The organism is Streptomyces speibonae, assembly GCF_984686075.1.
In genome coordinates, this window is record NZ_OZ480260.1 from 5,631,589 (window position 1) to 5,655,679 (window position 24,091).

A 24,091-nucleotide genomic window follows, 5' to 3' on the forward strand; every position below is an offset into this window, starting at 1 on the left:
GCGGCGTGCCATGCCGGCGGCCTCTCCTCTCCCCTCCTGGTGCCGCCCGGCGGCTAGCGCGGCAGAGCAACGACGTAGGCCGCGGGATCGCGGTCGGCCGAGGTCATCAGGGCCGTGCGGACCACCGCCGCCTGTTGCTCCATCGCGTCCCGGAGCTTGCGCGGGGTGATGTGCACCACCGTGATGCCCAGGCGTTCCAGGTGTTCCCGCTTGCGGGTGTACTCCGCCCACTCGACGTCGTCCTCGGGGCGCCGGCCGGGGCGGGGGGCGCGGGTGTCCAGTTCGACCGCCACCGAGTGGTCGGGCCAGTACGCGTCGACGCCGCCCAGGTGAGGGCCGCCCGGCAGGCGCAGGTCGACGTTCCAGCAGGGGTCCGGCAGGCCGTGCTCGCGGACCATGCGGTACAGCCGCGCCTCCGCGAGCGTCCGGCCCTCGGCCAGCAGCGAGTCCACCGCGTCCACCACGTGCGGCCGGTTCAGCAGCTTGGCGCCGGTCAGTTCCCGCACCACGGCCGCCGGCTCGCAGTGGCCGCCCCGTACCGCCTCCGTCAGCAGCCGCCGTACGGTGGCCGCGTCCTCCAGGCCCGCCACCGCGTCGGCCAGCGCGCGGGCGACGGGCGCCACCGGCAGGCCCGTGACCTGCTCGGGGACGGGCAGGGCGGCGGTGCGCACGATCCGGGCGCAGCCGGCCGAGCGCAGCCGGCGCAGCCGCGGGACCAGGACGTCGAAGGTCTCCAGCGACGGCAGCGGGGGAGCGCAGGAGAAGCCGTGCAGGGTCAGCGCGGCCAGCCCGCTGATCATCACCTCGCCGTAGCGGGAGGCGGGCGGCTCGCCCGCGCCGGGCTGGACGGGAACGCCCGTGGTCCGCTCCCGTGCCGCGTACAGCAGCACCGCGTGCAGCCGCTCCTCACTGGTCGGCGGGCCGGGGTGGAGCAGGACGACGCCCGGGAGGAGATGCTGCCAGGGTCCCCCGGGACGGCACCGCTCGCCGGCCTCCGCGGCGGAGATGCCGTGGGCGCGCAGCTGTGCGTGGGTCAGCACCCGGAGCCCGGTGCCGGTGGAGAGGTGGTGCAGGGGGCGGGGGGAGAGCGGGGTGTTGTGGTTCATGCCCGGCAATTTCCCGTCTCCGGGCGGTCCCCGAACCCCTGTTACAGGCTCGTCGACAAATGAGGACAAGCATGCCCTAAAGGACGCCTGTTCGGATACCGAAAACCCCTGGTCCGTTCGTGTGCGGACCAGGGGTTACGGCTGCTATTGACGTACTTCCGTAACGATGACGGAACGCCAAATCATGGGCCAAAGCTACGCGGCACGGTCGCACTCCTGGCCCCGCAGCGCACGGGCCAGGTCGTCCCGGGCCTCCAGCACCAGGCGGCGCAGCGCCAGGGCCGCGTCCTCGTGGGCGGCGAGCCACGCGTCCGTCGCCTCCAGCGTCTCCCGCGAGTCCTGGAGGGAGGGGAACAGGCCCCGCACCACGTGCATGGCGATCTGGATCGACCGCTCCCGCCACACCCGCTCGATCGCCGCGAAGTACTTCTCCGCGTACGGGGCGGTCAGCTCCCGCCGGGACGGCTGGGCGAAGCCCGCGATCGTCGCCTCCACCAGCGCGTTGGACAGCGTGTCGGACTCCACGACCTGCGCCCAGCACTGCGCCTTGACCGCCGCCGACGGCCGGGCGGCCAGACAGCGCACGTGGTGCCGCCTGCCGGACGCGGTGTCGTCCCGGGCCAGTTCCTCGTCCAGCCGCTTCTCGTCCGCCACGCCGTGCGCGGCCAGCGGCTCCAGGAACGCCCAGCGCAGCTCCTGGTCCACCTCCAGCCCCTCGATCCCCGTGGTGCCGTCGAGGAGCGAGGTCAGCAGCTCGAAGTCGGCCGGCGCGCCGGCCGTGTGGGCGAAGAACCGCGCCCAGGCCAGCTGGTGCTCGCTGCCCGCCTCCGCGGCGCGCAGCTGGGCCACGGCGCCCTCGGCGAGCCGCCGCCCGGCCTGCTCGCGCAGCTCGGGCACGGTGTAGTGGACGGCCGCCGACTCGGCCCACGCGTGCAGCATCTGGAGCACGCCGATGTCGGTCTCCCGGTCCGCGAACCGCAGCACCAGGCCGATGAACTCCCGGGCCGGAAGCAGCGCGTCGCGCGTCATGTTCCACAGCGCCGACCAGCACAGCGCACGGGCCAGCGGGTCGGTCAGCGCGCCCAGGTGCTCGCGCAGCGTGGCCAGCGACGTCGTGTCGAAGCGGGTCTTGCAGTACGTCAGGTCGTCGTCGTTGACCAGCACCAGCTCCGGCGCGTCCGCGCCCGCCAGCTCCGGCACGAGCGTCCGCGCCCCCTCGACGTCCGTCTCGGCCTGCGCGTACCGCTCGAGGGCACCGGACTCCGTGCGCCGGTACAGGCCCACCGCCACCCGGTGCGGGCGCAGTTCGGGGTGCGACTCGGGGGCCTCCTGCACCACCGCCAGCTCGTCGATCCGGCCGTCTGCGGTCAGCAGCACCTGCGGGGTCAGCGAGTTGACGCCCGCCGTCTGGAGCCAGGACCGGGCCCAGGCACCCATGTCCCGGCCACTGGTCTCCTCAAGGACCGACAGCAGGTCACCGAGGCGCGTGTTGCCGTACGCGTGCCGCTTGAAGTAGCGCCGGGCGCCCTCCAGGAACGCGTCCTGGCCGACGTACGCCACCAGTTGTTTGAGCACCGAGGCGCCCTTGGCGTACGTGATGCCGTCGAAGTTGAGTTTGGCGTCCTGGAGGTCGCGGATGTCCGCGGTGATCGGGTGCGTGGAGGGCAGCTGATCCGCCCGGTAGGCCCACGCCTTGCGGCGGTTGGCGAAGGTGATCCAGCCGTCGGTGAAGCGGGTGGCGCCGACCAGCGAGAAGGCGCCCATGAAGTCGGCGAAGGACTCCTTCAGCCACAGGTCGTCCCACCACTCCATGGTGACCAGGTCACCGAACCACATGTGCGCCATCTCGTGCAGGATCACATTGGCGCGGCCCTCGTACGACGCCCGCGTGACCTTGCCCCGGAAGATGAACTCCTCGCGGAAGGTGACCATCCCCGGGTTCTCCATCGCGCCCAGGTTGTACTCGGGCACGAACGCCTGGTCGTACTTCCCGAAGGGGTACGGATAGTCGAAGTGGTCGTGGAAGAAGTCCAGGCCCTGCTTGGTCACCAGGAACACGTCGTCGGCGTCGAAGTGCGGCGCGAGACCCTTGCGGCACATGGCGCCGAGCGGGATCCGCAGCCGCGTCCCGTCCTCGGACTCCCGCTCGTAGGTGTCCGTCACATAGTGGTACGGGCCCGCGACCACACAGGTGATGTACGTCGAGATCGGCTTGGTCTCGGCGAACCGCCACACCCCGTCGGTCAGCTCACCGGCGCCGTTGCTCCACACCGTCCAGCCCTCGGGCGCCCGCACCTCGAACCGGTACGGCGCCTTGAGGTCGGGCTGCTCGAAGTTGGCGAAGACGCGCCGGGAGTCGGCCGGCTCGTACTGCGTGTACAGGTACACCTCGCCGTCCTCGGGGTCGACGAAACGGTGCAGGCCCTCGCCGGTGCGGGAGTAGGCGCACCGCGCGTCCACGACGAGTTCGTTCTCGGCGGCGAGGTCCTCCAGCCGGATCCGGGTGCCGTCGAAGACCTCCCCCGGGTCGAGGTCGCGCCCGTTGAGGGAGACGGCCGTCACGCCCGGCGCGATCAGGTCCGCGAAGCTGCTCGCGCCCGGCTCGGCGCAGCGGAACCGTACGGTGGTCACGGACCGGAAGGTGCGCGGCCCCTCGCCGGGACCGTCACCGACCGCCGACCGCAGGTCGAGGGAGACCTCGTACCCGTCGACGGACAGCAGCGCTGCCCGCTCCCGGGCCTCGTCACGGGCAAGATTCTCACCGGGCACGGGCGGACTCCTCATGCGTCGTCGACAGGGCTGGACAGCACCGATCCTGCCATGTGCCCCTGACGCGGGGCAGCCGGGAATGGCCGGGACCAGCTGCGCGTTGCCCCAAGGAGATATCGCCTGCCCGAGGGAGCGACATGCCGGACAAGTCCCCTGCCACGCCCGTCGACTTCTGGTTCGACCCGCTGTGCCCCTGGGCCTGGATGACGTCCCGGTGGGTGCTGGAGGTGGAGAAGCAGCGCGACATCGAGGTCCGCTGGCATCTGATGAGTCTGGCGGTCCTCAACGAGGACAAGCTCGACGAGCTGCCCGCGGAGTACCGCGACATGCTCGAGAACCAGGCATGGGGCCCGGTGCGGGTGGTCATCGCGGCCCAGCAGGAGCACGGCCCCGAGGTGCTCGGCGCCCTCTACACCGCCCTCGGCACCCGCATCCACAACCAGGGCGCGGGCCCGGGCAAGGAGACGGTCGCCGCCGCCCTGAAGGACGTCGGCCTGCCCGACTCCCTCATGGAGCACTGGGACTCCACTCCGTACGAGCCGGAGCTGCGCGCCTCCCACAAGGAGGGCATCGACAAGGTGGGCCAGGAGGTCGGCACCCCGGTCATCGCCGTCCCCGGCGCCGGCGGCGAGGAGATCGCCTTCTTCGGCCCGGTCGTCACGCCCGCCCCCAAGGGCGAGGAGGCCGCCCGGCTGTGGGACGGCACCCTCGTGGTGGCCTCCGTCCCCGGCTTCTACGAGATCAAGCGCACGCGGACGAAGGGGCCGGACTTCAGCAACCTGTGACGCGTATGCCGGAAGCCCTCGCGCGTCACGACCGCGCGAGGGCTTCCCCTTTTCCGCCTGCCGGGTGAGCGGTGAGAAGACGATCACGGGGCAGGGGGCTCACGGGGTCTTATTGCATAGAGCTTGCAACTGCTGCATCTCCACGCTAGCAGCGGAAAGGGCTGTCCGTGAGCCCTGAGCGCGCCGAACGGCCCCCGCGTGTCCACGCGAGGGCCGTCGCACCCAAGGTCTGCGGGCCGCCCGTACCGGCTTCGGGGGCGACGTGACGGTGGTGCTGGGCATGGGCGTGTGTCGTCCAATGCGGGAGAGGGCAAAAACGCCGCCCAGTCTGAGTGCCCTGGTCACGGGCGCGGGGGAGCCGCCCAGCATGTGGACGCGCGTCATGCGGACGGTGGCGCTCCGGTTACCGGGGGTGGGACGGTGCAGCCGGCCGAGCCTTTGGTGATTCCCTACAGCCGCCCGCCCAGGGCCCGGTGTTGGCGAGGCCACCTCACCTCAGTGACCGGCGTCACCTCGTATCCAGGATTGACCCCGCTCTTTGTCCGGAGCCCACCAAGCCCCGGTTCGAGCCTTTGTCGGGCGCTGCTGGTGATCGGCGCGGGGGCGCCGGGATAACGTCACGGTCGTCCCCAACCGCCCTCACCCCGCGGAGACCCCATGAGCACCGCCACCGTCACGTCCGCCCGCTCCGGACAGGTCCTCGCCGACCTCGTCCCGGCCTCCCGCGTCCGGGACGCGGCTCTCGTGCTCGGCGGTGCCGCGCTCACCGGCCTCGCCGCCCAGATCGCGGTGCCCGTGCCCGGCTCCCCGGTCCCCGTGACCGGCCAGACCTTCGCCGCGCTCCTCGTCGGCACCACCCTCGGCGCCGGCCGGGGCCTCGCCTCCCTCGCGGTGTACGCGCTGGTGGGCATGGCCGGCGTCCCGTGGTTCGCGCAGGGCGGGTCGGGGATGGCGATGCCGTCGTTCGGCTACATCCTCGGCATGCTGCTGGCCGCCGGCGTCGTGGGCGCGCTCGCCCGTCGCGGCGCCGACCGCTCCCCCTGGCGGATGGCGGGCACCATGGCCCTCGGCTCGGCGATCATCTACGCCGTCGGCGTGCCCTATCTGGCCTTCGCCGCCGACATGTCCGCCTCCGCCGCCGTCGCGGCCGGCCTGACGCCGTTCCTCATCGGTGACGCCCTGAAGGCCGCCCTGGCGATGGGCGTGCTGCCGACGGCCTGGAAGTTCGTCAACAAGCGCTGACCGTCGCACGGTTCACCGACACGAGGCTCGCCGGCCGACCACGCCGGCGAGCCTTCGTGCGTGGTGCCGTCAGCCCCGCGCGTCCTGCGTCCGCCGCGACGACCACCACAGCGCCGCCGCGCCGGCCACGACCATCGAGGCACCGGCCGCCCCCAGCAGCGCCAGCTGTTCGGCGGGCCCCGTCTTGGGAAGCTCATCGGCCCCGGGGCTGACCGGCTGGTTGTCGGTGCCGAGCAGCAGCGGGGTCGCCGGGGCGTTCGGCGAGGGGTTGGTGGTGCCGAACGGCACCGGCCCCTGCTGCCAGAACGTCCTGCCGCCGTCCGCGCTCTGCACGGGCAGGCAGATCTTCCCCGCCTTGCTCAGGTCGTACGTCGCGTCCACGGTGTACGACTTCGACGCGCCCGCCGCGAGATTGTCGACGGCGCAGGAGAAACCGCTGTTCGCGCCTTCCGGAAGATTCTTCTCGGCAATGCGGGAGCAGCCCTCGACGTTCTTGACGGTGAGGCCGTCGAATCCGACGACGAGAAGGCTGACCTTTCCGCTTTCCTTGCTCCCTCCGTTCTTCACCGTGGCGGTGATCTCCGTCTTTTCCGAGCTGTTGTCGACCGAGATCTTCTCGGGCAGGAGTGTGGTCAGTTCGACCCCTGACGGTGCCGGGTCGACGGCCTTTCCCCCTTTACTGCTCCCCGGTCCCTGATCGTCCGCGCCGGCCGTGCCCGACAGGGTCAGCACCGCCGAGAAAGATGCTATAACCAGCGATCCTGTGGTGATCTTCATGCGGTGTGTGCGACGAGAACTCATGTTCGCCCCCCTTGTCTGCGCCTGAATTCGCAGTACTCGAAGAGGTACCACAAGATTTGTCCGCACTATGCTGGGACGGCCTGAAGTGTGACCATTGAGTTTCACGCGGCGCGGCGCGGAGGGGGTGCAGCCCATTGCCGGGAAAAGCGAACTACGGCGGTGTTCCAGGGGTGCTCGTTGCGGGGCGGTATCGGCTGGTCCAGAGTATCGGTCAGGGGGGAATGGGGCGGGTGTGGCGGGCCGCCGACGAAATGCTCGACCGGGAGGTCGCCGTCAAGGAAATGCGGCTGGCGGGCCTGGACGCGGAGGACTCGGGCACGCGCCGCGAACGCAGCCTGCGCGAGGCGCGGGCCACGGCCCGGATCGACCACCCCAACGTCGTGCGGGTCTACGACGTGGTCGACGAGGGCGAACGCCTGTGGATCGTCATGGAGCTGGTGCACGGCCGCTCGCTGGAGCGGATCATCGCCGAGGACGGGCCGCTGGGTCCGCGCGCGGCGGCGGAGATCGGGCTGGAATTGCTGGAGGCGCTGCGGCAGGTCCATGCGCGCGGGGTGCTGCACCGGGACATCAAACCCGGGAACGTGCTGGTGGAGGAGGGGGAGCGGCGCCGTGTCGTCCTCACGGACTTCGGTATCGCGGCGATGCAGGACGCGAAGGCGCTCACCGTGGTGGGGATGCTGGTCGGGTCCCCCGACTACATGGCCCCCGAACGCGTCTCCGGCCGCCCGCAGGGGCCGCCGTCCGACCTGTGGTCCCTGGGTGCCACGCTGTGCGCGGCCCTGGCCGGCCACTCCCCCTTCGCCCGCGCCACCACGTTGGCCACGCTGCACGCGGTCCTCTACGAACCCCCTGAAATCCCGCACACGGCGGGCCCGTTGCGGGACACCCTCACGGCCCTCCTCGACAAGAACCCCGACGCCCGCCCCACCCTGGCCTCCCTCCGCACCACCCTCCCCGGAATAGCCCACCCACCCCCACCTCCCACACTCCCGTCCCTGGTGGGGGGAGACGTGCCGGGCGTGGCCCCCGGCGATCCGAACACCGGTCCCGAGCCCGGCGGGGTGGGGGAGCGGGGCGGTGGGCCCGAGCCCTCCGGTGTGGGGGAGCCGGGTGGTGGGCCCGGGTCCTCCGGGGCGGGGGAGCCCTGCCCCGCGTCCGTCTCCGGCCCCGGAACCGGGGACTCCGGTGCCGCATCGCCGGCCCCGGGCTCGGCGTTCCGTCCGGATCCCCGGGATTCCCGGCCCGCGGCCGAACCGGCGGCTCCACAGACCGGGGACGGGGTCCCCCCGCCCGGTACCGGCCCGCAGGACTCCGTTCCCGGCACGCCCCCTCGGCCACCCGAGCCCGCGGCCGAACCCCCTGTTCCGTCTTCCGGGAGCCGGTCCTCCCGACCGGCCGACCCACGGCACAGCCTCGCGCCCGGAGCCGCGTCACAGGCCGCCGGCGCGGCCCATGGTGCTTCAGGTTCCGGCTCCGCCGTGCAGGACCCCGGGCCGGGCGGTGTGCCCGGGGCGGTGCACGGTGACTCCTCAAGTGGGGGTTGCGGGCCATACGGCCCGGGAGCGGGGGACGGCCCAAGTGCCCTCGCGGCCGAGGCTGCTTCCTCCGCGGGCGTGGGGCAGGGCCCTGGTGTGGGCGCTGTGCCGGGGGCCGTTCCCGGGGCGGTGGGCGGTGGCTCCGAGGGCGTGGGCCGGTCTGGCGGGCCGTGTGGCCCGGGGGTGGGGGATGGCCCCGGCGCCTTCGCGGCCGAGGCTGCTTCCTCCGCGGGCGTGGGGCAGGGCCCTGGTGTGGGCGCTGTGCCGGGGGCCGTTCCCGGGTCGGTGGGCGGTGATTCCTCGGGGCCGGGTGCGGGCGCCCTCACGGCCGACGCAGCCGTGGCTCCTGTGCCCGGCGCGTCCGGGGGCGCGGGGCCGCGCGGCACGGAGGTCGGTGTGCACCCGGGTGGGCCCGGGGGCGCGCCTTCGGGGCCCGGGAGCGTCGGTGAGCCGCCCGGGGACGGGCGTGGGCGGCCGGAGCGCCAGGCCCGGGCCGGAATCGGTGGCACGGGCGAGGGGCCCGGGGACCGGCGCGGCGCGGCGGAGCGCGCGGTCGCTCGGGCGGTCACCGTGCGGCGGCCGGCCCCCGGCCCGGACACGGCCCGCCCGGGGCGCGGCGCGCGGCGGCGGATCGTCGTGGCCGCCGTCGCCGGGAGCGTCGCGGCCGCACTGGCCGTCGTCCTGGCGGTCAGGGGCGGGGAGGAGCCCGGGAGCGAAGACACGGCCGGCGCCTCGCCGGCCGTCACCCGCAGCGGCTCACCCACCGTCGCCGGCACCTCCCGCCCCGCCACCCTCCCGCCCGGCACCCGCCGGGAGGCCGGCGGGTTCGCCTGGGCGCCGCCCGACGGCTGGCGCCGCGACGTGCAGACGGGGGCGGAGATCCACTACACCTCACCCGAAGGCGACCAGGAACTCGCCGCCAAGTCCTCCCTCGCCCGCGGTGACCTGCTCGAGACCTGGCAGACCTCCGAACGCAACGCCCACCAGGGCCAGGACTACGTGAAGATCCGGCTGGAGGAGACGACGTTCCGCGGCCACCCGGCGGTGGTCTGGGAGTACACGTTCACGCTCAAGGGCCTCCCCTGGCACGCCCGGCTGCTCGGCTTCAACGCCGGCGGGAAGTCGTACCAGATCAACACCTGGTACCGGCCGGAGAACGGCGCGGCGGCGCTGAAGACCTACGAGAGGGTGAAGGAGAGCTTCACCGTGCTGTGACGACGCCGCGACGGCACCGGCCGCCGCGCCCCGCCACCCCGCGCCGCCTCGCCGCGGCAGCCGTGTCACACTCGTCGCATGCGCGTGTATCTCGGCTCCGACCATGCGGGCTACGAACTCAAGAACCACCTCGTCGAGTGGCTCAAGGCGGCGGGACATGAGCCCGTCGACTGCGGCCCGCACATCTACGACGCCCAGGACGACTACCCGCCCTTCTGCCTCCGCGCCGCCGAGCGGACCGCCGCGGACCCCGGCTCCCTCGGCATCGTGATCGGCGGCTCCGGCAACGGCGAGCAGATCGCCGCGAACAAGGTCAGGGGCGTACGGGCGGCCCTGGCGTGGAGCGAGGAGACGGCGGCGCTGGGGCGTCAGCACAATGACGCCAACGTGGTCGCGGTGGGCGCGCGCATGCACAGCCAGGACGAGGCGACGAAGTTCGTCGAGACCTTCCTGAGCACCCCGTTCTCCGGCGACGAGCGGCACATCCGCCGCATCGACATGCTCTCCGCCTACGAGACCACCGGCGACCTCCCCCCGATCCCGGCCCACCACCCCCAGCAGTAGAGAGACGGGACGCGGTACGCAGAACAGCGAGTGAGGGGGGACCCGTGCCCGAGGGCCACACGATCCACCGGCTGGCCGCGGACTACGCGGAGGCCTTCGCCGCCGGCGACCCCCTCCGCGTCACCAGCCCCCAGGGCAAGTTCACCGACGCGGCCGCCCTCCTCGACCGCACCCCGCTGCACTCCACCGACGCCCACGGCAAGCATCTCTTCCTCGGCTTCGGCGGCGCTCCGGGGGCGGACGGGCCCGCCGACTGGGTCCACATCCACCTCGGACTCTTCGGCAAGGTCACCTTCGGCCCGGCCCCGGCGCCGCCGCCCACCGACACCGTCCGTCTCCGCCTCGCCGACGACGCCTCGTACGTCGACCTGCGCGGCCCCACCACCTGCGCCCTGATCACGGACGGCGAGAAGCGGGCGGTGCACGACCGCCTCGGCCCCGACCCGCTGCGCCCGGACGCCGACCCGGACCGGGCGTACCGCAGGATCAGCCGCAGCCGTACGACGATCGCCGCGCTCCTCATGGACCAGAAGGTCGTCGCCGGCGTGGGCAACGTCTACCGCGCCGAGGTCCTCTTCCGGCACGGCATCGACCCCTACCGCGCGGGCCGGGACATCACCGCGGAGCAGTGGAAGGCGATCTGGGCCGACCTGGCCGGACTCATGCGCGAGGGCGTGCGCAACAACCGCATCGACACCGTCCGCCCGGAGCACACCCCCGAGGCGATGGGCCGCCCGCCGCGCGTCGACGACCACGGCGGCGAGGTGTACGTCTACCGCAGGGCGAACCTGCCCTGCCACATCTGCGGCGGCGAGATCCGCACCGCCGGTCTCGCCGCCCGCAACCTCTTCTGGTGCCCGGTCTGCCAGCGCCCCTGAAACGCGCTCAGAAACCGTGCGGCAGCCAGGGCGCCGCACCGCCGCTGCCGAACGCCAGGGACGCCTCCGCCAGCGCGCCCGGCCGCAGTTCACGCACCCGGCCCGCCCCGGCGAGCGCCGTGAGGCTCACCCCGCCCAGATACGCCGCCCCCAACTCCCGTACGGACACGGCGAGGTCGGCCGCGTCCTCCGTACGCTCGCAGGACGCGCCCTTCGTGTCCCCGGTCAGCCGCCAACGCCCCTCGTTCCAGGGGCAGAAGGAGTCCGCCACCTCCAGCACGACATCCACCGGCGCCTGGTACGTCCGCGCCCGCAGCGCCGCCCCGACGTCCACCAGACGCACGTAGAGCGCGTCCCGCAGGGTCGGACGGCAGCGGCGTATGTCCGACACCAGGTACTGCCAGCTGTCGTCCACCGGCCGCCCGCGCGCCACCAGCGTCGACGTCAGGTCGATGTCGAACAGGAACCGCCACAGCGCCGCGTCCGCCGCCGGGTCCAGCGCCGCCAGTTCGCTGAGCCGCACCTCGCCGTCGGGCCCGGCCGGCCCCCAGGACGGCACCACATGGAACCGCGCGTACCCGACCGTCCCGCCGTCCCGCTCCGCGACCACGCACTGCAGCGGCGACCCGCCGTCGCGCCGGCTCTCCGGGTCGAGCAGCCCCAGCCGCTCCCAGCCGGGCCGGCGCGCCGTCATCCCCGGGCGGCCCGGCACCAGCCGGGCGTAGACCGCCTCGCACGCGTCCAGCACCTCGGCGGGCTCCGCGTAACGCAGCCGTACGTCATCCGTACCGGCCGGCACCGACAGACCCGCGCGCCGGGTGTCGATCGTCGCGTCCGTCTGGAAGGTCGCCGCACCGTAGCCGAACCGGCCGTAGATCCCCGGCTCGGACGCCGTGAGCACCGCCAGCGGCTCGCCCCAGGAGCGCACGTCGTCCAGCTGCCGCCGCATCATCGACGTGAGCAGCCCGCGCCGCCGGTGGGTGGCGGCCACGCTCACCATGGTGACGCCCGCCGCCGGCACGGACGCGCCACCGGGCACGGTCAGCCGGAAGGAGAACGCCCCCGCCGACCCCACGCACGCGCCGGCGTCCCAGGCGGCCAGGAAGCGGTCGAACTCGGTGAGCGCGTTCCACAGTTCGCGCTCCTCGGGCGCCTCCGGGGGGCCGCCGAAGGCACGGAGGAGATTCGCGTACATCTCGTCCCATTCGTCCGGCTTGAGTGTCCGGAGTTCGGGCGCGGGGTCCCTCTGCTGGTTCGCCATGAGCCATGCCTACCAGGGCAATGCGGGACGAGCGAGAGAATTTCTCCCGTGCGGCCCCATGACGGCATCCCGTGAAGTTCACTGTGAGTCCGGTCCCCATCAGGGGGACAACCAGGACCTCCCGTGCCAAGCGGCCGGTCCGATGGATAGGGTCCCGGACTAATGACAGCAGAACGACAGCGGCGGGCGGAAGCCGACACGTTGACGGCCCGGTTGAGGAAGCAGTGGCACCGGGCCCGCGTCGGCGTGCGCCGAGCCGCGGTCGACTACTTCCGCGGCGACGGCTCGGACTGGATCGCGCTCGCCGGACTGCTGCTCACCGTTCCGCTCATCGCGGCCGGAACCCTCGCCAACTCCGTGTGGTGCGCGCCGGCCGCACTCGTCATCCCGATCGTCGCGGGCGGACTGCTGCTGCGCCCGGCGAGTCTGCTCGGTCTGTACGCGGCCGCGGCCACCGCGCTGATCGTGGAGGCGGTGCGGCTCGGCCCCTACACCGAGGGCGCGGCGCGGGTCACCCCCGGTGTGGTTCTGGTCGTCGCGGCCTGCGGGTTCTTCGGGCTGCTCGTCGCCCAGTTCCGCAGCAGGGTGGGCGTGCCCTGGCGGCGCGGCGGCACCATGCTGTTCGACCTGCGCGAACGCATCCGGGTGCAGAGCAAGCTGCCGAAGCTGCCGGACGGCTGGCACCGTGAGATGGCGCTGCGTCCGGCGGGCGGACAGTCGTTCTCGGGCGACTTCGTGGTGGCGGCCCGCACCAACGGGGGGCGCACCCTGGAGGTCGTGCTCACCGACGTCTCCGGCAAGGGCATGGACGCCGGTTCGCGCGCCCTGCTGCTGTCCGGTGCCTTCGGCGGTCTGCTCGGCAGCCTCCCGCCGCACGCCTTCCTCCCGGCCGCCAACGGCTATCTGCTGCGCCAGGACTGGGACGAGGGGTTCGCCACCTCCATCCACCTGGTGCTCGACCTGGACTCCGGCGACTACGAGCTCTACTCCGCCGGCCACCCGCCCGGCCTCCAGCTCAGCGCGGGCAGCGGCCGCTGGGAGGAGAAGGCCGCCGACGGCCCCTTGCTGGGCGTGTACGACGGCGCCCAGTTCGACCCGGTGAAGGGCTCGCTGCGTCCCGGAGACGTCCTGATGCTCTTCACCGACGGCCTGGTGGAGACCTCCGACCGGGACATGGTCGAGGGCATCGACCGCCTCACCGGCGAGGCCGACCGCTACGTCGCCGGCGGCTTCCACGGCGCCGCCTGGCACCTCATCGAGTCCGTCGCCAAGGACGTCAACGACGACCGGGCGCTGCTGCTGATATGCCGCGAGGGCCCGACGGCCGCGGCGGGCCGCTGACGGAGTCGCGGCGGTTCGCGACACGTCGGGTCGATGCACGCCGGTGAGGCCCGCATCGCACCGGTGCCAGCTCACCCCCCAGCGCTGTGCAGCGGGGCAACTGCCCTGAGCATCGTTCGCCCGGAGCCGGCTCGGGCGGCGCGCCGTTCGCTCCACGCCCGGCCGGCGAGGGGTGACATGGGCCCCCTGGAAGGCGGGGTTCGATACCCGATCCCCGATACCCGATACCCGATCCCCGAGGCCCGATCCCCGATACCCGATCCCCGAGGCCCGATCCCCGAGGCCCGATCCCCGAGGCCCGATCCCCGACGCCCGAGGCCCGACGCCCGACGCCCGTCGGCCCTCGGGCCGTTGATACGGTCCGCACCGCCTCGGAGCCGTCGCCCCGGCCCCAACGGCCGGAGGCGCGGGGCAGACTGGCCGCATGACCGAGACACCGCGCACCCCGCTGACCGTCGATCAGGTGGAGGCCCTTGCCCGTGCCGCGCATGCCGGGCAGACGGACAAGGCGGGGCGGCCGTACGCGGAGCATCTCCGGGCCGTCGCCGAGGGCGTGCGGGCGCGGGGCGGTGACCCCGAACAGATCGCGGCGGCCTGGCTGCACGACGCCGTCGAGGACGACAGGCTGACGGAACGGTGGCTCGACGAGGCCGCGCTCACCAGGCGGACCAAGGACATCGTCCGCGCGGTCACCAAGCGGCCCGGGGAGCCGCCCGAGGCGTACGCCGCCCGCATCCTCGCCACCCCCGGCGCGCTGCTCGTGAAGGAGGCGGACCTGGCGCACAACGCCGACCCGGCCCGCCTCGCCGTCCTCGACACCCCCACCCGGAAACGGCTGACCGGGAAGTACGCGCACATGCGCGCACTCCTCGGGCTGACGGACTGAGCCGGACCGGGCGCCAGGCCCTGCCGGACCTAGACCGAGACCTTCTCGCCCTGCGGGCGCACCTCGCTGCCACCGGCGCGCTGCTCGCGTTCGCGGGCCGTCTCGGCCGGGTCCTGCCGGAAGGCCCACGCCATCTTCGGCTCCACCACGCACCGCAGGGTCCGCTGCACCGGCTTGGTGCACAGCGCCGTGACGACGGCGGCCGCGAGGACGGTCAGTCCGATCGCGCCGACCGGCTCGCCGAACGCCGGGTCGTTGAACCAGCCCGCGTAGTTGCCCGCCTTCACCAGGAAGGCGTGCAGCAGGTAGCCGTAGATCGTGCCCGCGCCGAGTGCCGTGAACCACATGTGCCGGCGCGGCACCCAGGCGAAGAAGACGGCGGTCATCACCAGCGAGCAGCCGAGCGTCGCGAAGACCATGAGCGGGCCCGCCCACCACGGCGCGCCCAATTCCTCCGCGGCGCTGCTGTGGTAGAGCCAGCCGAGCTTCAGGTGCGGCATCGTCCACCACGCGAGGGCCGTCACCGCGGCGACGACCGGCAGGGACATCAGGCGCACCGAACGGCGCTGCACCCGCTGGAAGTGCTCGGGCCGCAGCACCAGGCCGAGGACGAAGAACGGCAGGAACTGCAACACCCGCTGGAGTTCCAGGTCGTCACCGATCTGCGGCGACACGGAGCCGAGCGCGGCGAGGACCAGCGAGACCGCCAGCGGATGACGGATCGTCCGCCACACCGGGGTGGTCACCCGCCAGACGACCAGGGCACACAGGAACCACAGGTGGTAGGTGGGGTCCAGCAGCGTGATGCCGTTGTCGGGGTCGTCGTTGCCGAAGCGCTGGAACAGCGCGTACGCCGTCTCGAAGACGACATAGGGGACGATCACCCCGGTGATCAGCCGCTTCACATGCTTGGTGCGCAGGTCGAAACTGCGCGAGAAGTAGCCGGAGATCAGGATGAACGCCGGCATGTGGAACGTGTACACCACGCGGTACGCGGTCTCCACCGCTCCGTCGTCCAGGATCTGGCCCCAGGCGTGGCCGACGGCCACCAGCACGATCGCCAGGTACTTGGCGTTGTCGAAGAACGCGTCGCGCTGTTTGCCGGACGGCGCCGGCCGGTCGTTCTCCCTGCTCGTGGTGCGCGGGCTCGGCACTCCGTCCGCCGGCGACTGTGCCGGGGGGAGCGGCGTCCTGTGGTTGCCGTGCGGTCGCTGCGAGTTCGTCACTGACCCTCCCGCCAGGGACTCGGGGAGGCGGTCGGTGAGCTCGCTGCGCTTGCGGGGGACGAGGCAGCGTGAAACATCTGAGGCACCCTAGCGTTGTCCGTGGGATTTCGTAAAACGCCTGACGTCATTCCTGGTTATCCGGTCCGGGTACCCCGGATTGGGGAAAGTGAGCATGCCCATCGGGTGACGGTCAACACATCGAGCGAGCGCCCGGTTTGACCGCTCCACAGGGTCTCTTTGTCATGACAGTTCAGGACTGAGCGGGGCATGAGAGCGGCAGGCGACTCCGGTGAAATGTCCGGCTTCGTCAGCCTTTCCCGCCGCGCGTCGCGGGCGCGTCGGATGAGCTGCGGGGGCAATTCGAATTACCTGCGAACGGGTTGTGTGGAGACGGAAACGATCCCCTCGAATTCCCTGTGCGGGTGTCCCTTCGAATTGTCGTGCGACACGGTGCCGTTGGCCCTCGGGGGCGGGCGCACGCACGCGCGCCGGGACACCGTGAGGCGGATGATGCGTCAGCCCTCGCATGGTGGGGCCCCGTTGGTGGCACGATGGTTCTGGCGGGGTGCGCGGGGTCGCGTCGCCCGGGCCGGGGAAGCCGGAACCGACCGAGGGTGTGATCAGTTGTGGCCATTTCACTGTCAGTGGTGCTGCTGTTGGGGATCATCCTGGTGGTGCTGATGAGAGGCGGCTCCATCAAGGCCGGGCCGGCGATCGTGGCCGTCCTCTTCGGCTTCTTCCTCGCCTCCACCGGCATGGCCGACGACATCCAGCGGTTCCTGGACTCGATAGCGGAGATGATCAACTCGATCAGCTTCTGACCCCGCCCCGCCCCGCGCGGACCCCGTCCACGACCACGTAACGATCAGGGCCGGACCGAGGATGAGGACCTCGACCCGGCCCTGAGCCGTCCGGAGCGGGCGAGGGAATCGCACCTGCGGGGGAGGACCTCATGGACGTCTGGACCGTTGTCGCCGCACTGTCGGCGGTCCTGGGAAACCTGATAGCGGTCGTGGTCGCCGTGGCGAGCCTGCGCAGGGCGGACAAGGCGCTCGACCAGGCGCAGGAGATCGCGCGCGAGGCCCGGGACGCTCACTACCGCATCGAGGGGGCTGCCTCGGCGATCGCGTGGCGTGAACAGGTCATCGACCTGCACGACCGCGGCCTCACGCCCGAGCAGATCAGGCGGATCATGGAACTGGAGGACGGGGGCGACGGATACGAGGAGGGGAACGGCCGTATCGACGACATACTGCGCGATGTTCCCCGGCCGCGGGGCGGGTGACCGAAGGTCCAGGGGGCTCGCCGGGGCCCGACCGGCTGATCGCAGCCCCGGAAAGCGGTCAGGGCCAGGCGGAGGAACGACCTCCGACCTGGCCCTGGGCCACGTGGAGCGGGCGACGGGAATCGAACCCGCGTAGCCAGTTTGGAAGACTGGGGCTCTACCATTGAGCTACGCCCGCACGCAGTGCGCCGCGCGTCGGGTGACCGCGGCACTGACAGGCATCGTAGCGGGTCGTGCGCCCTCGTCGCACACCCCGTTGCCGCACCCCCTGTTTCCGCCCGCCGACGGCGCCGCAGCGTGCCCGGGAAATGCGGCGGCCGATCCGGCCTGCATGCATGTACCCTACGTGTCGCACCAGACGGGGTGTGGCGCAGCTTGGTAGCGCGTCCGCTTTGGGAGCGGAAGGCCGTGGGTTCAAATCCCGCCACCCCGACCACCCACCTGCTCATCCGCCGGTGATCGCCTTTTGGGTGCCGTAGCCGCTGCCGTTACTATGCAAGCTGCGCGCCCTGTGTGTCTCTGAAGTCCTCCGGGCGGCGAATCGGCCGGACCGTTCTGGTACCGGCGGAACCCGAGAAGTCAGCCACAAGGAGACCGAACCGTGAAGAGCGCCGTGGAGACCCTGAACCCGACCCGGGTTCGGCTCACTGTCGAGGTGCCCTTCGAGGAGCTCAAGGACAGCCTCGACGCGGCGTACAAGAAGATCAACCAGCAGGTCACGGTGAAGGGCTTCCGCAAGGGCAAGGTCCCGGCCCGCGTCATCGACCAGCGCTTCGGCCGCGGTGCGGTGCTGGAGGAGGCCGTCAACGAGGCCCTCCCGAAGTTCTACACCGACGCCGTCAACGAGGCCGAGCTCAGCCCGCTGGGCCAGCCCGAAGTCGACATCACGGAGCTGAAGGACGGCGAGACGCTGAACTTCACCGCCGAGGTCGACATCCGTCCCTCCATCGAGATCCCGGACTACTCCGGCATCGAGGTCGAGGTCGACGCCGTCGAGGTCAGCGAGGAGGACGTCGACAAGTCGGTCGAGCAGCTGCGTGAGCGCTTCGCCTCCACCAGCCCGGTGGAGCGCGCCGCCGAGGACGGCGACGTCGTCACCATCGACCTGCAGGCCAAGGTAGACGGCGAGGTCCTCGAGGACGGCGTGGCCGACGGTGTCTCCTACACCATCGGCTCCGGCGAGCTGCTGGACGGCATCGACGACGCCGTGAAGGGCCTGGAGGCCGGCGGCGAGGCCACCTTCGCCTCCGAGCTCAAGGGCGGCTCGGCGGCCGGCAAGGAGGCCGAGGTCACCGTCAAGGTCACCCAGGTCGCCAAGCGCGAGCTGCCCGAGCTGGACGACGACTTCGCCCAGCTCGCCTCCGAGTTCGACACCCTCGAGGAGCTGCGCGCGGACAGCCGCAAGCGCCTGGAGAACATGAAGCAGTACGACCAGGCCACGCAGGCCCAGGAGCGCGTCCTGGACAAGCTGCTCGAGCTGGTCGAGGTCCCGGTCCCCGAGAAGCTGCTCGAGGACGAGATCAACACCCGCAAGCACAACCTGGAGCACCACCAGCTCGGCCAGATGGGCCTCGACCTCGCGAAGTACCTGGAGATCCAGGGCAAGACCGAGGAGGAGTTCGAGACCGAGACCCGTGAGGCCGCGGTCAAGGGCATCAAGACCCAGTTCGTGCTCGACGAGCTGGTCAAGCAGGAGAAGCTCAACGTCAACCAGGAGGAGCTCACCGAGCACCTCATGCGGCGCGCCGCCTCCTCCGGCATGTCCCCCGACCAGTTCGCCCAGGCCGTCGTCGAGCAGGGCCAGGTCCCGCTGCTCGTCGGCGAGGTCGCCCGCGGCAAGGCGCTGGCCGCCGTGGTCGAGAAGGCCACGGTCAAGGACACCAACGGCGAGATCGTCGACCTCGAGGACGACGAGGAGGACGAGACCACGGCGTCCGCCGAGGCCGCGGCCGAGGGCGCCGAGCAGGCCCCCGCCGAGGAGAAGACCGAGGGCTGACCCTCGCGTCACCGCTGACGTGATCAGCAGGCCCCGGGGTGCACGGCACTCCGGGGCCTTCCTGTCCGGCCGGACGGCCCGCGGCCCCGCAAACCGAACAGGCACCTCTCTACGCCCCCGGCGAACACTCCCGTTACCGGGATTCCCCGGCGGAGTCCCCGCGTTAGGGTCCTTGAATACCAGGGGACGTGAGTCACCGGATACGGCTCCGACCCTGTAGGGATACGTGAGACGGCCCGGCGCCGTCGTAAGACGAGCAGGTGGATACGTGACGAATCTGATGCCCTCCGCCGCCGGCGAGCCTTCCATCGGTGGTGGCCTCGGCGACCAGGTCTACAACCGGCTGCTCAACGAGCGGATCATCTTCCTCGGCCAGCCGGTCGACGACGACATCGCCAACAAGATCACCGCACAGCTGCTGCTCCTTGCCTCCGACCCGGACAAGGACATCTACCTGTACATCAACAGCCCCGGCGGCTCCATCACGGCCGGCATGGCGATCTACGACACCATGCAGTACATCAAGAACGACGTGGTGACGATCGCGATGGGCCTGGCGGCCTCCATGGGCCAGTTCCTGCTGAGCGCCGGCACCCCCGGCAAGCGCTTCGCGCTGCCCAATGCCGAGATCCTGATCCACCAGCCGTCCGCCGGCCTCGCCGGTTCGGCCTCGGACATCAAGATCCACGCCGAGCGGCTGCTGCACACCAAGAAGCGCATGGCCGAGCTGACGTCCCAGCACACGGGCCAGTCGGTCGAGCAGATCACCCGCGACTCCGACCGTGACCGCTGGTTCGACGCCTTCGAGGCCAAGGAGTACGGCCTCATCGACGACGTGATCGCCACGGCCGCCGGCATGCCGGGCGGCGGCGGCACCGGGGCCTGAGCGGCCGTACGGAGCCCCTGCGGCCCCGTACCGCCCCCACCGGGCGCCCGTGCCCGGTGACCCGCCCCAGCAGCCCCAGCCGACCGCCTCAGCCCCTTTCAGGAGACACCGTGAACGACTTCCCCGGCAGCGGCCTGTACGACCGCCCCCACAGCCTCAAGGGCGCGGGAGGTACCCCCAGCGCCGAGTACACCGGCCCCGCGGCCGAGTCCCGCTACGTCATCCCGCGCTTCGTCGAGCGCACCTCCCAGGGCATCCGCGAGTACGACCCGTACGCGAAGCTCTTCGAGGAGCGGGTGATCTTCCTCGGCGTCCAGATCGACGACGCCTCCGCCAACGACGTCATGGCGCAGCTGCTGTGCCTGGAGTCGATGGACCCCGACCGGGACATCTCGGTCTACATCAACAGCCCCGGCGGCTCCTTCACGGCGCTCACGGCGATCTACGACACGATGCAGTACGTGAAGCCGGACATCCAGACGGTCTGCATGGGCCAGGCCGCCTCCGCCGCCGCCGTCCTGCTGGCCGCCGGCACCCCCGGCAAGCGCATGGCCCTGCCCAACGCGCGCGTGCTGATCCACCAGCCGTACAGCGAGACCGGCCGCGGCCAGGTCTCCGACCTGGAGATCGCCGCCAACGAGATCCTCCGGATGCGTACGCAGCTGGAGGAGCTGCTGGCCAAGCACTCCACCCGGCCGATCGACAAGATTCGCGAGGACATCGAGCGCGACAAGATCCTCACGGCCGAGGACGCGCTGGAGTACGGCCTGATCGACCAGATCATCACCACCCGGAAGATGGACAACTCCAGCCTGCGCTGACGCGGGGCGGGGGTGTAACGTCTGCCGCCCCTTGGCACGGTTTGGCACGGTCCACGTCAAAGTGAACCGTGCCAAGGGGGGCCCGAACGGGGGGCTCGGCAAGGTACCGTCGGACATAAGGCAGCACCAGGAGCCGCCGGACATGGACGTCCGGTCGTCTCCCAGGCGAAGGGGAAGCACACCGTGGCACGCATCGGTGACGGCGGCGATCTGCTCAAGTGCTCGTTCTGCGGCAAGAGCCAGAAGCAGGTCAAGAAGCTCATCGCAGGGCCCGGTGTGTACATCTGCGACGAGTGCATCGATCTCTGCAACGAGATCATCGAGGAAGAGCTCGCCGAGACCAGTGAGGTCCGCTGGGAGGAGCTCCCCAAGCCCCGCGAGATCTACGAGTTCCTCGAGGGGTACGTGGTCGGGCAGGAGGCGGCCAAGAAGGCCCTCTCCGTCGCCGTGTACAACCACTACAAGCGCGTCCAGGCCGGCGAGAACGGCGGCGCCCAGGGCCGTGAGGACGCCATCGAGCTGGCGAAGTCCAACATCCTGCTGCTGGGCCCCACGGGCTCCGGCAAGACGCTGCTGGCCCAGACCCTCGCCCGCATGCTGAACGTGCCCTTCGCGATCGCCGACGCCACGGCGCTCACCGAGGCGGGCTACGTCGGCGAGGACGTCGAGAACATCCTGCTGAAACTGATCCAGGCGGCCGACTACGACGTCAAGAAGGCCGAGACCGGGATCATCTACATCGACGAGATCGACAAGGTCGCCCGCAAGAGTGAGAACCCGTCGATCACCCGCGACGTCAGCGGTGAGGGCGTACAGCAGGCCCTGCTGAAGATCCTCGAGGGCACCACGGCCTCCGTGCCGCCGCAGGGCGGCCGCAAGCACCCGCACCAGGAGTTCATCCAGATCGACACGACGAACGTGCTGTTCATCGTGGGCGGCGCCTTCGCCGGTCTGGAGAAGATCATCGAGGGCCGGGCCGGCGCCAAGGGCATCGGCTTCGGCGCGACGATCCGCTCCAAGCGGGAGATGGAGTCCAAGGACCAGTTCGAGGAGGTCATGCCGGAGGACCTGGTCAAGTTCGGCATGATCCCCGAGTTCATCGGCCGGCTCCCGGTCATCACCAGCGTGCACAACCTGGACCGCGAGGCCCTGCTCCAGATCCTCGTCGAGCCGCGCAACGCGCTGGTGAAGCAGTACCAGCGCCTCTTCGAACTCGACGGTGTGGAGCTGGACTTCGAGCGCGAGGCGCTGGAGGCCATCGCCGACCAGGCCATCCTGCGCCAGACCGGCGCCCGCGGCCTGCGCGCCATCATGGAGGAAGTCCTCCAGGGCGTGATGTACGAGGTCCCCTCCCGCAAGGACGTCGCCCGCGTCGTCATCACCGCCGATGTGGTCCTCTCCAACGTCAACCCCACCCTGATCCCGCGCGACGCCCGCGGCCGGGGCTCGGGCGAGCAGAAGACGGCGTAACCGCCACCGCACCGCGCACGCGAAGGGGCCCCGGTCGACCCGGGGCCCCTTCCGCGTCCGTCTCCGGCGGTGCTCAGGCCTTGACCCGCGCCGCCGTTCGCAGTTCTGCGGCGAACGACGCGACGTCGTCCGTGGCCAGGTTGCCGCTGCCGCCCTTCTGCGCCGCTGCCAGGTCCAGCCCGTTGACCACGCCGTAGGTGCTGTAGTCGGCCCACACGCACACCGGCATCTCGAGCTTCTGCTCGCCCTCGGTGATCGAGGCGGTCTGGCACTTCATGACCGCGCCGTCGAGACCGTTCGGCTCGACCGTCTCGGGGCTGCCCTTCCAGGTGACCGTCTCCGGCTCACCCGCGTTGTCGCCGGTGTCCTTGGAGTTCTCGTGGGCGGTGGCGAAGCCCTTGTCGATGGTGGCCTCCGGGTCACCGATCTCCCCGTAGGCGCCGTTGAACGCCATGGCCTTGCCCAGCTTGGTGGCCGAGCCGCTGGCGTAGGACGCCTTGACCACCGTGCCGCTCTCGATGCCGAGCTTCTTCAGGTCGGCGGCGGACTCGGTGCCCGTCGGGCCGCCGTCGTCCGAACCGTCGCCGCCCTTCTTGAACTCGCCGACCGAGGCCGGGGGCTCCAGCTTGTGCGGGCCGTCGTCCTCCAGGGCGCTCGCGCCGCCGCCTCCGCCGATCACGAAGTACACGCCGACACCGATGGCGGCCACGACCGCGACCGCGCCGACGATGATGGCGGCCTTCTTGCCACCGCCGCCGCCCGAGGCCGGGGGCTGCTGCGGCGCGCCGTACGGGGCCTGCCCGTAGGGCGGCTGCTGGCCGTACGGGGGCTGCTGCGGCGGAACACCGGGCTGACCGGGCGGCGGTGTCTGCTGGGGGTGGCCGTAGCCGGGCTGGGGGGCCTGCGGCGGCTGTCCGCCGTAGGGACCCGGTTGTCCGTACGGCCCCGGCTGCTGGGGCTGTCCCCCGTACGGGCCCGGCTGGTTGTAGCTCATTACTGGATTCCCCTCCGGGTGGAGTGTGGTGGTCGGGTGGTCAGGCCTTGACGCGGACCTCGTTGCGGACCTTGGTGGTGATGTCCGAGGCGGCGCTCTTGGTGATGTCCTTGGTGTTGTCGCCGGGCGAGACGATCACGACGGTGCTGTAGTCGGCCCAGGCGCAGAACCAGTTGGTCGTCTCCTTGCGGGTGAGGTCGTTGGTGCCCTTGGCAGCCTGGCACTTCATCACCGCGCCGTCGATGTCGACCGCCTCGGGCTCGCCCACCAGCTCGGACATCAGCTTGTTGTCCGACCCCTCCTCCGTCTCCTTCTTGAGGGACGCGAAGATCTTGTCGAGCGCCGCCTCCGGGTCGGCGACCTCGCCGTAGGCGCCGACGAACGACACACCCCGCGCGGTCAGCAGTTCCGACTGGTCGGGGATCGTGGTCGGGTCCTGCGGGTCGTAGCCGCTGAAGTCGGCCGTCGAGTAGGAGGCGCCGACGGACTTGCCGTCCTTGATGCCGCCCTCGGCCAGGTCCTCCACCGTGCTGGAGCTGGAGTCCTCGCCGCCCTCGCCGACCCGGGTGTAGTCGCTCATCAGCGTCTTCGGCGCCGACAGCTTGTGCGGGCCGTCGTCCTCCAGGCCGCCCGCCCCGCCGCCTCCGCCGATCACGAAGTACACGCCCACGCCGATGGCGGCCACGACCGCGACCGCGCCGACGATGACGGCGGCCTTCTTGCCGCCGCCGCCCGAGGCCGGGGGCTGGGGCGGCATGCCGTACGGGGCCTGCCCGTAGGGCGGCTGCTGGCCGTACGGGGGCTGCTGCGGCGGCACTCCGGGCTGGCCGGGCTGCTGCGGGTAGCCGTAGCCGGGCTGGCCGGGCGGCGTCTGCTGAGGGTAGCCGTAGCCGGGCTGCGGAGTCTGCGGCTGCTGGCCGTACGGACCCGGCTGGCCGTACGGTCCGGGCTGCTGTGGCTGCCCGCCGTACGGGCCCGGCTGGTTGTAGCTCATTTCTGGGTTCCCCTCCAGATGCTTATGCGTTGC

20 protein-coding genes and 2 tRNA genes are annotated in these 24,091 nt (G+C 71.6%); 14 read left to right on the plus strand and 8 right to left on the minus strand.

From position 1 onward, the window contains the following. Nucleotides 1-53 precede the first annotated feature (53 nt). Both AC5L3C_RS25210 and pepN read right to left on the minus strand, forming a co-directional pair. On the minus strand, nt 54-1,106 hold the full coding sequence (locus AC5L3C_RS25210; protein WP_493650999.1) for a hypothetical protein: 1,053 nt from the start codon (nt 1,104-1,106) through the stop codon (nt 54-56). 195 nt (nt 1,107-1,301) lie between these two features. Beyond that, the gene (pepN, locus tag AC5L3C_RS25215) at nt 1,302-3,875 is read right to left on the minus strand and encodes an aminopeptidase N (protein WP_493651000.1); all 2,574 of its coding nucleotides are present in this window, start codon (nt 3,873-3,875) and stop codon (nt 1,302-1,304) included. A gap of 137 nt (nt 3,876-4,012) precedes the next feature. On the opposite strand from pepN, the gene AC5L3C_RS25220 reads away from it, so the two are divergent. Beyond that, a complete protein-coding gene (locus AC5L3C_RS25220; protein ID WP_493651002.1) occupies nt 4,013-4,660 on the plus strand; it encodes a mycothiol-dependent nitroreductase Rv2466c family protein in 648 nt (215 codons plus the stop codon). 657 nt (nt 4,661-5,317) lie between these two features. Continuing rightward, a complete protein-coding gene (locus AC5L3C_RS25225; protein ID WP_125506493.1) occupies nt 5,318-5,902 on the plus strand; it encodes a biotin transporter BioY in 585 nt (194 codons plus the stop codon). A gap of 69 nt (nt 5,903-5,971) precedes the next feature. Here the strand turns inward: AC5L3C_RS25225 and AC5L3C_RS25230 are convergent, their stop codons facing one another. Continuing rightward, a complete protein-coding gene (locus AC5L3C_RS25230) occupies nt 5,972-6,703 on the minus strand; it encodes an LPXTG cell wall anchor domain-containing protein (RefSeq protein ID WP_493651004.1) in 732 nt (243 codons plus the stop codon). A gap of 221 nt (nt 6,704-6,924) precedes the next feature. On the opposite strand from AC5L3C_RS25230, the gene AC5L3C_RS25235 reads away from it, so the two are divergent. The 3 genes from AC5L3C_RS25235 to AC5L3C_RS25245 all read left to right on the plus strand — a co-directional run bounded on the left by AC5L3C_RS25235 (nt 6,925) and on the right by AC5L3C_RS25245 (nt 10,898). After that, nucleotides 6,925-9,456 (plus strand): protein kinase domain-containing protein, encoded by a 2,532-nt coding sequence (locus AC5L3C_RS25235; protein WP_493651006.1) that lies wholly within the window; start codon nt 6,925-6,927, stop codon nt 9,454-9,456. Nucleotides 9,457-9,534: 78 nt separating this feature from the next. Further along, on the plus strand, nt 9,535-10,020 hold the full coding sequence (locus AC5L3C_RS25240; protein WP_493651008.1) for a ribose-5-phosphate isomerase: 486 nt from the start codon (nt 9,535-9,537) through the stop codon (nt 10,018-10,020). Nucleotides 10,021-10,064: 44 nt separating this feature from the next. Beyond that, a complete protein-coding gene (locus AC5L3C_RS25245; RefSeq protein WP_493651010.1) occupies nt 10,065-10,898 on the plus strand; it encodes an Fpg/Nei family DNA glycosylase in 834 nt (277 codons plus the stop codon). A 7-nt stretch (nt 10,899-10,905) separates the two neighbouring features. Here the strand turns inward: AC5L3C_RS25245 and AC5L3C_RS25250 are convergent, their stop codons facing one another. Further along, a complete protein-coding gene (locus AC5L3C_RS25250) occupies nt 10,906-12,159 on the minus strand; it encodes a GNAT family N-acetyltransferase (protein ID WP_493651012.1) in 1,254 nt (417 codons plus the stop codon). A gap of 162 nt (nt 12,160-12,321) precedes the next feature. On the opposite strand from AC5L3C_RS25250, the gene AC5L3C_RS25255 reads away from it, so the two are divergent. Both AC5L3C_RS25255 and AC5L3C_RS25260 read left to right on the plus strand, forming a co-directional pair. Continuing rightward, the gene (locus AC5L3C_RS25255) at nt 12,322-13,500 is read left to right on the plus strand and encodes a PP2C family protein-serine/threonine phosphatase (RefSeq protein WP_125506498.1); all 1,179 of its coding nucleotides are present in this window, start codon (nt 12,322-12,324) and stop codon (nt 13,498-13,500) included. Between the two features lie 424 nt (nt 13,501-13,924). Further along, complete coding sequence (locus AC5L3C_RS25260; protein WP_493651014.1) at nt 13,925-14,386, plus strand: HD domain-containing protein; 462 nt, start codon at nt 13,925-13,927, stop codon at nt 14,384-14,386. Nucleotides 14,387-14,415: 29 nt separating this feature from the next. On the opposite strand, the gene AC5L3C_RS25265 is transcribed toward AC5L3C_RS25260, so the two are convergent. Further along, a complete protein-coding gene (locus AC5L3C_RS25265; protein WP_493651015.1) occupies nt 14,416-15,612 on the minus strand; it encodes an acyltransferase family protein in 1,197 nt (398 codons plus the stop codon). Between the two features lie 626 nt (nt 15,613-16,238). On the opposite strand from AC5L3C_RS25265, the gene AC5L3C_RS25270 reads away from it, so the two are divergent. Both AC5L3C_RS25270 and AC5L3C_RS25275 read left to right on the plus strand, forming a co-directional pair. Further along, complete coding sequence (locus tag AC5L3C_RS25270; protein ID WP_125506501.1) at nt 16,239-16,433, plus strand: hypothetical protein; 195 nt, start codon at nt 16,239-16,241, stop codon at nt 16,431-16,433. Between the two features lie 131 nt (nt 16,434-16,564). Then, nucleotides 16,565-16,897: a hypothetical protein gene (locus AC5L3C_RS25275; RefSeq protein WP_493651018.1), complete on the plus strand. Its 333-nt coding sequence runs from the start codon at nt 16,565-16,567 to the stop codon at nt 16,895-16,897. 104 nt (nt 16,898-17,001) lie between these two features. On the opposite strand, the gene AC5L3C_RS25280 is transcribed toward AC5L3C_RS25275, so the two are convergent. Continuing rightward, nucleotides 17,002-17,075, minus strand: a tRNA-Gly gene (locus AC5L3C_RS25280). A gap of 181 nt (nt 17,076-17,256) precedes the next feature. Here AC5L3C_RS25280 and AC5L3C_RS25285 point away from each other — a divergent pair. The 5 genes from AC5L3C_RS25285 to clpX all read left to right on the plus strand — a co-directional run bounded on the left by AC5L3C_RS25285 (nt 17,257) and on the right by clpX (nt 22,070). Then, nucleotides 17,257-17,333 (plus strand) — tRNA-Pro (locus tag AC5L3C_RS25285). A 165-nt stretch (nt 17,334-17,498) separates the two neighbouring features. After that, nucleotides 17,499-18,893 (plus strand): trigger factor, encoded by a 1,395-nt coding sequence (tig, locus tag AC5L3C_RS25290; protein ID WP_493651020.1) that lies wholly within the window; start codon nt 17,499-17,501, stop codon nt 18,891-18,893. 280 nt (nt 18,894-19,173) lie between these two features. Further along, entirely contained in the window at nt 19,174-19,779 is a 606-nt protein-coding gene (locus AC5L3C_RS25295) for an ATP-dependent Clp protease proteolytic subunit (RefSeq protein WP_164555846.1), read from the plus strand. Between the two features lie 110 nt (nt 19,780-19,889). After that, nucleotides 19,890-20,600, plus strand: coding sequence for an ATP-dependent Clp protease proteolytic subunit (locus tag AC5L3C_RS25300; protein ID WP_493651022.1), 711 nt, complete (start codon nt 19,890-19,892; stop codon nt 20,598-20,600). 183 nt (nt 20,601-20,783) lie between these two features. Next, the gene (clpX, locus tag AC5L3C_RS25305) at nt 20,784-22,070 is read left to right on the plus strand and encodes an ATP-dependent Clp protease ATP-binding subunit ClpX (protein ID WP_004931355.1); all 1,287 of its coding nucleotides are present in this window, start codon (nt 20,784-20,786) and stop codon (nt 22,068-22,070) included. A gap of 73 nt (nt 22,071-22,143) precedes the next feature. Here the strand turns inward: clpX and AC5L3C_RS25310 are convergent, their stop codons facing one another. Beyond that, entirely contained in the window at nt 22,144-23,064 is a 921-nt protein-coding gene (locus AC5L3C_RS25310; protein WP_493651024.1) for a hypothetical protein, read from the minus strand. A 40-nt stretch (nt 23,065-23,104) separates the two neighbouring features. Further along, nucleotides 23,105-24,058: a hypothetical protein gene (locus AC5L3C_RS25315; protein WP_493651026.1), complete on the minus strand. Its 954-nt coding sequence runs from the start codon at nt 24,056-24,058 to the stop codon at nt 23,105-23,107. Nucleotides 24,059-24,091: the final 33 nt, after the last annotated feature.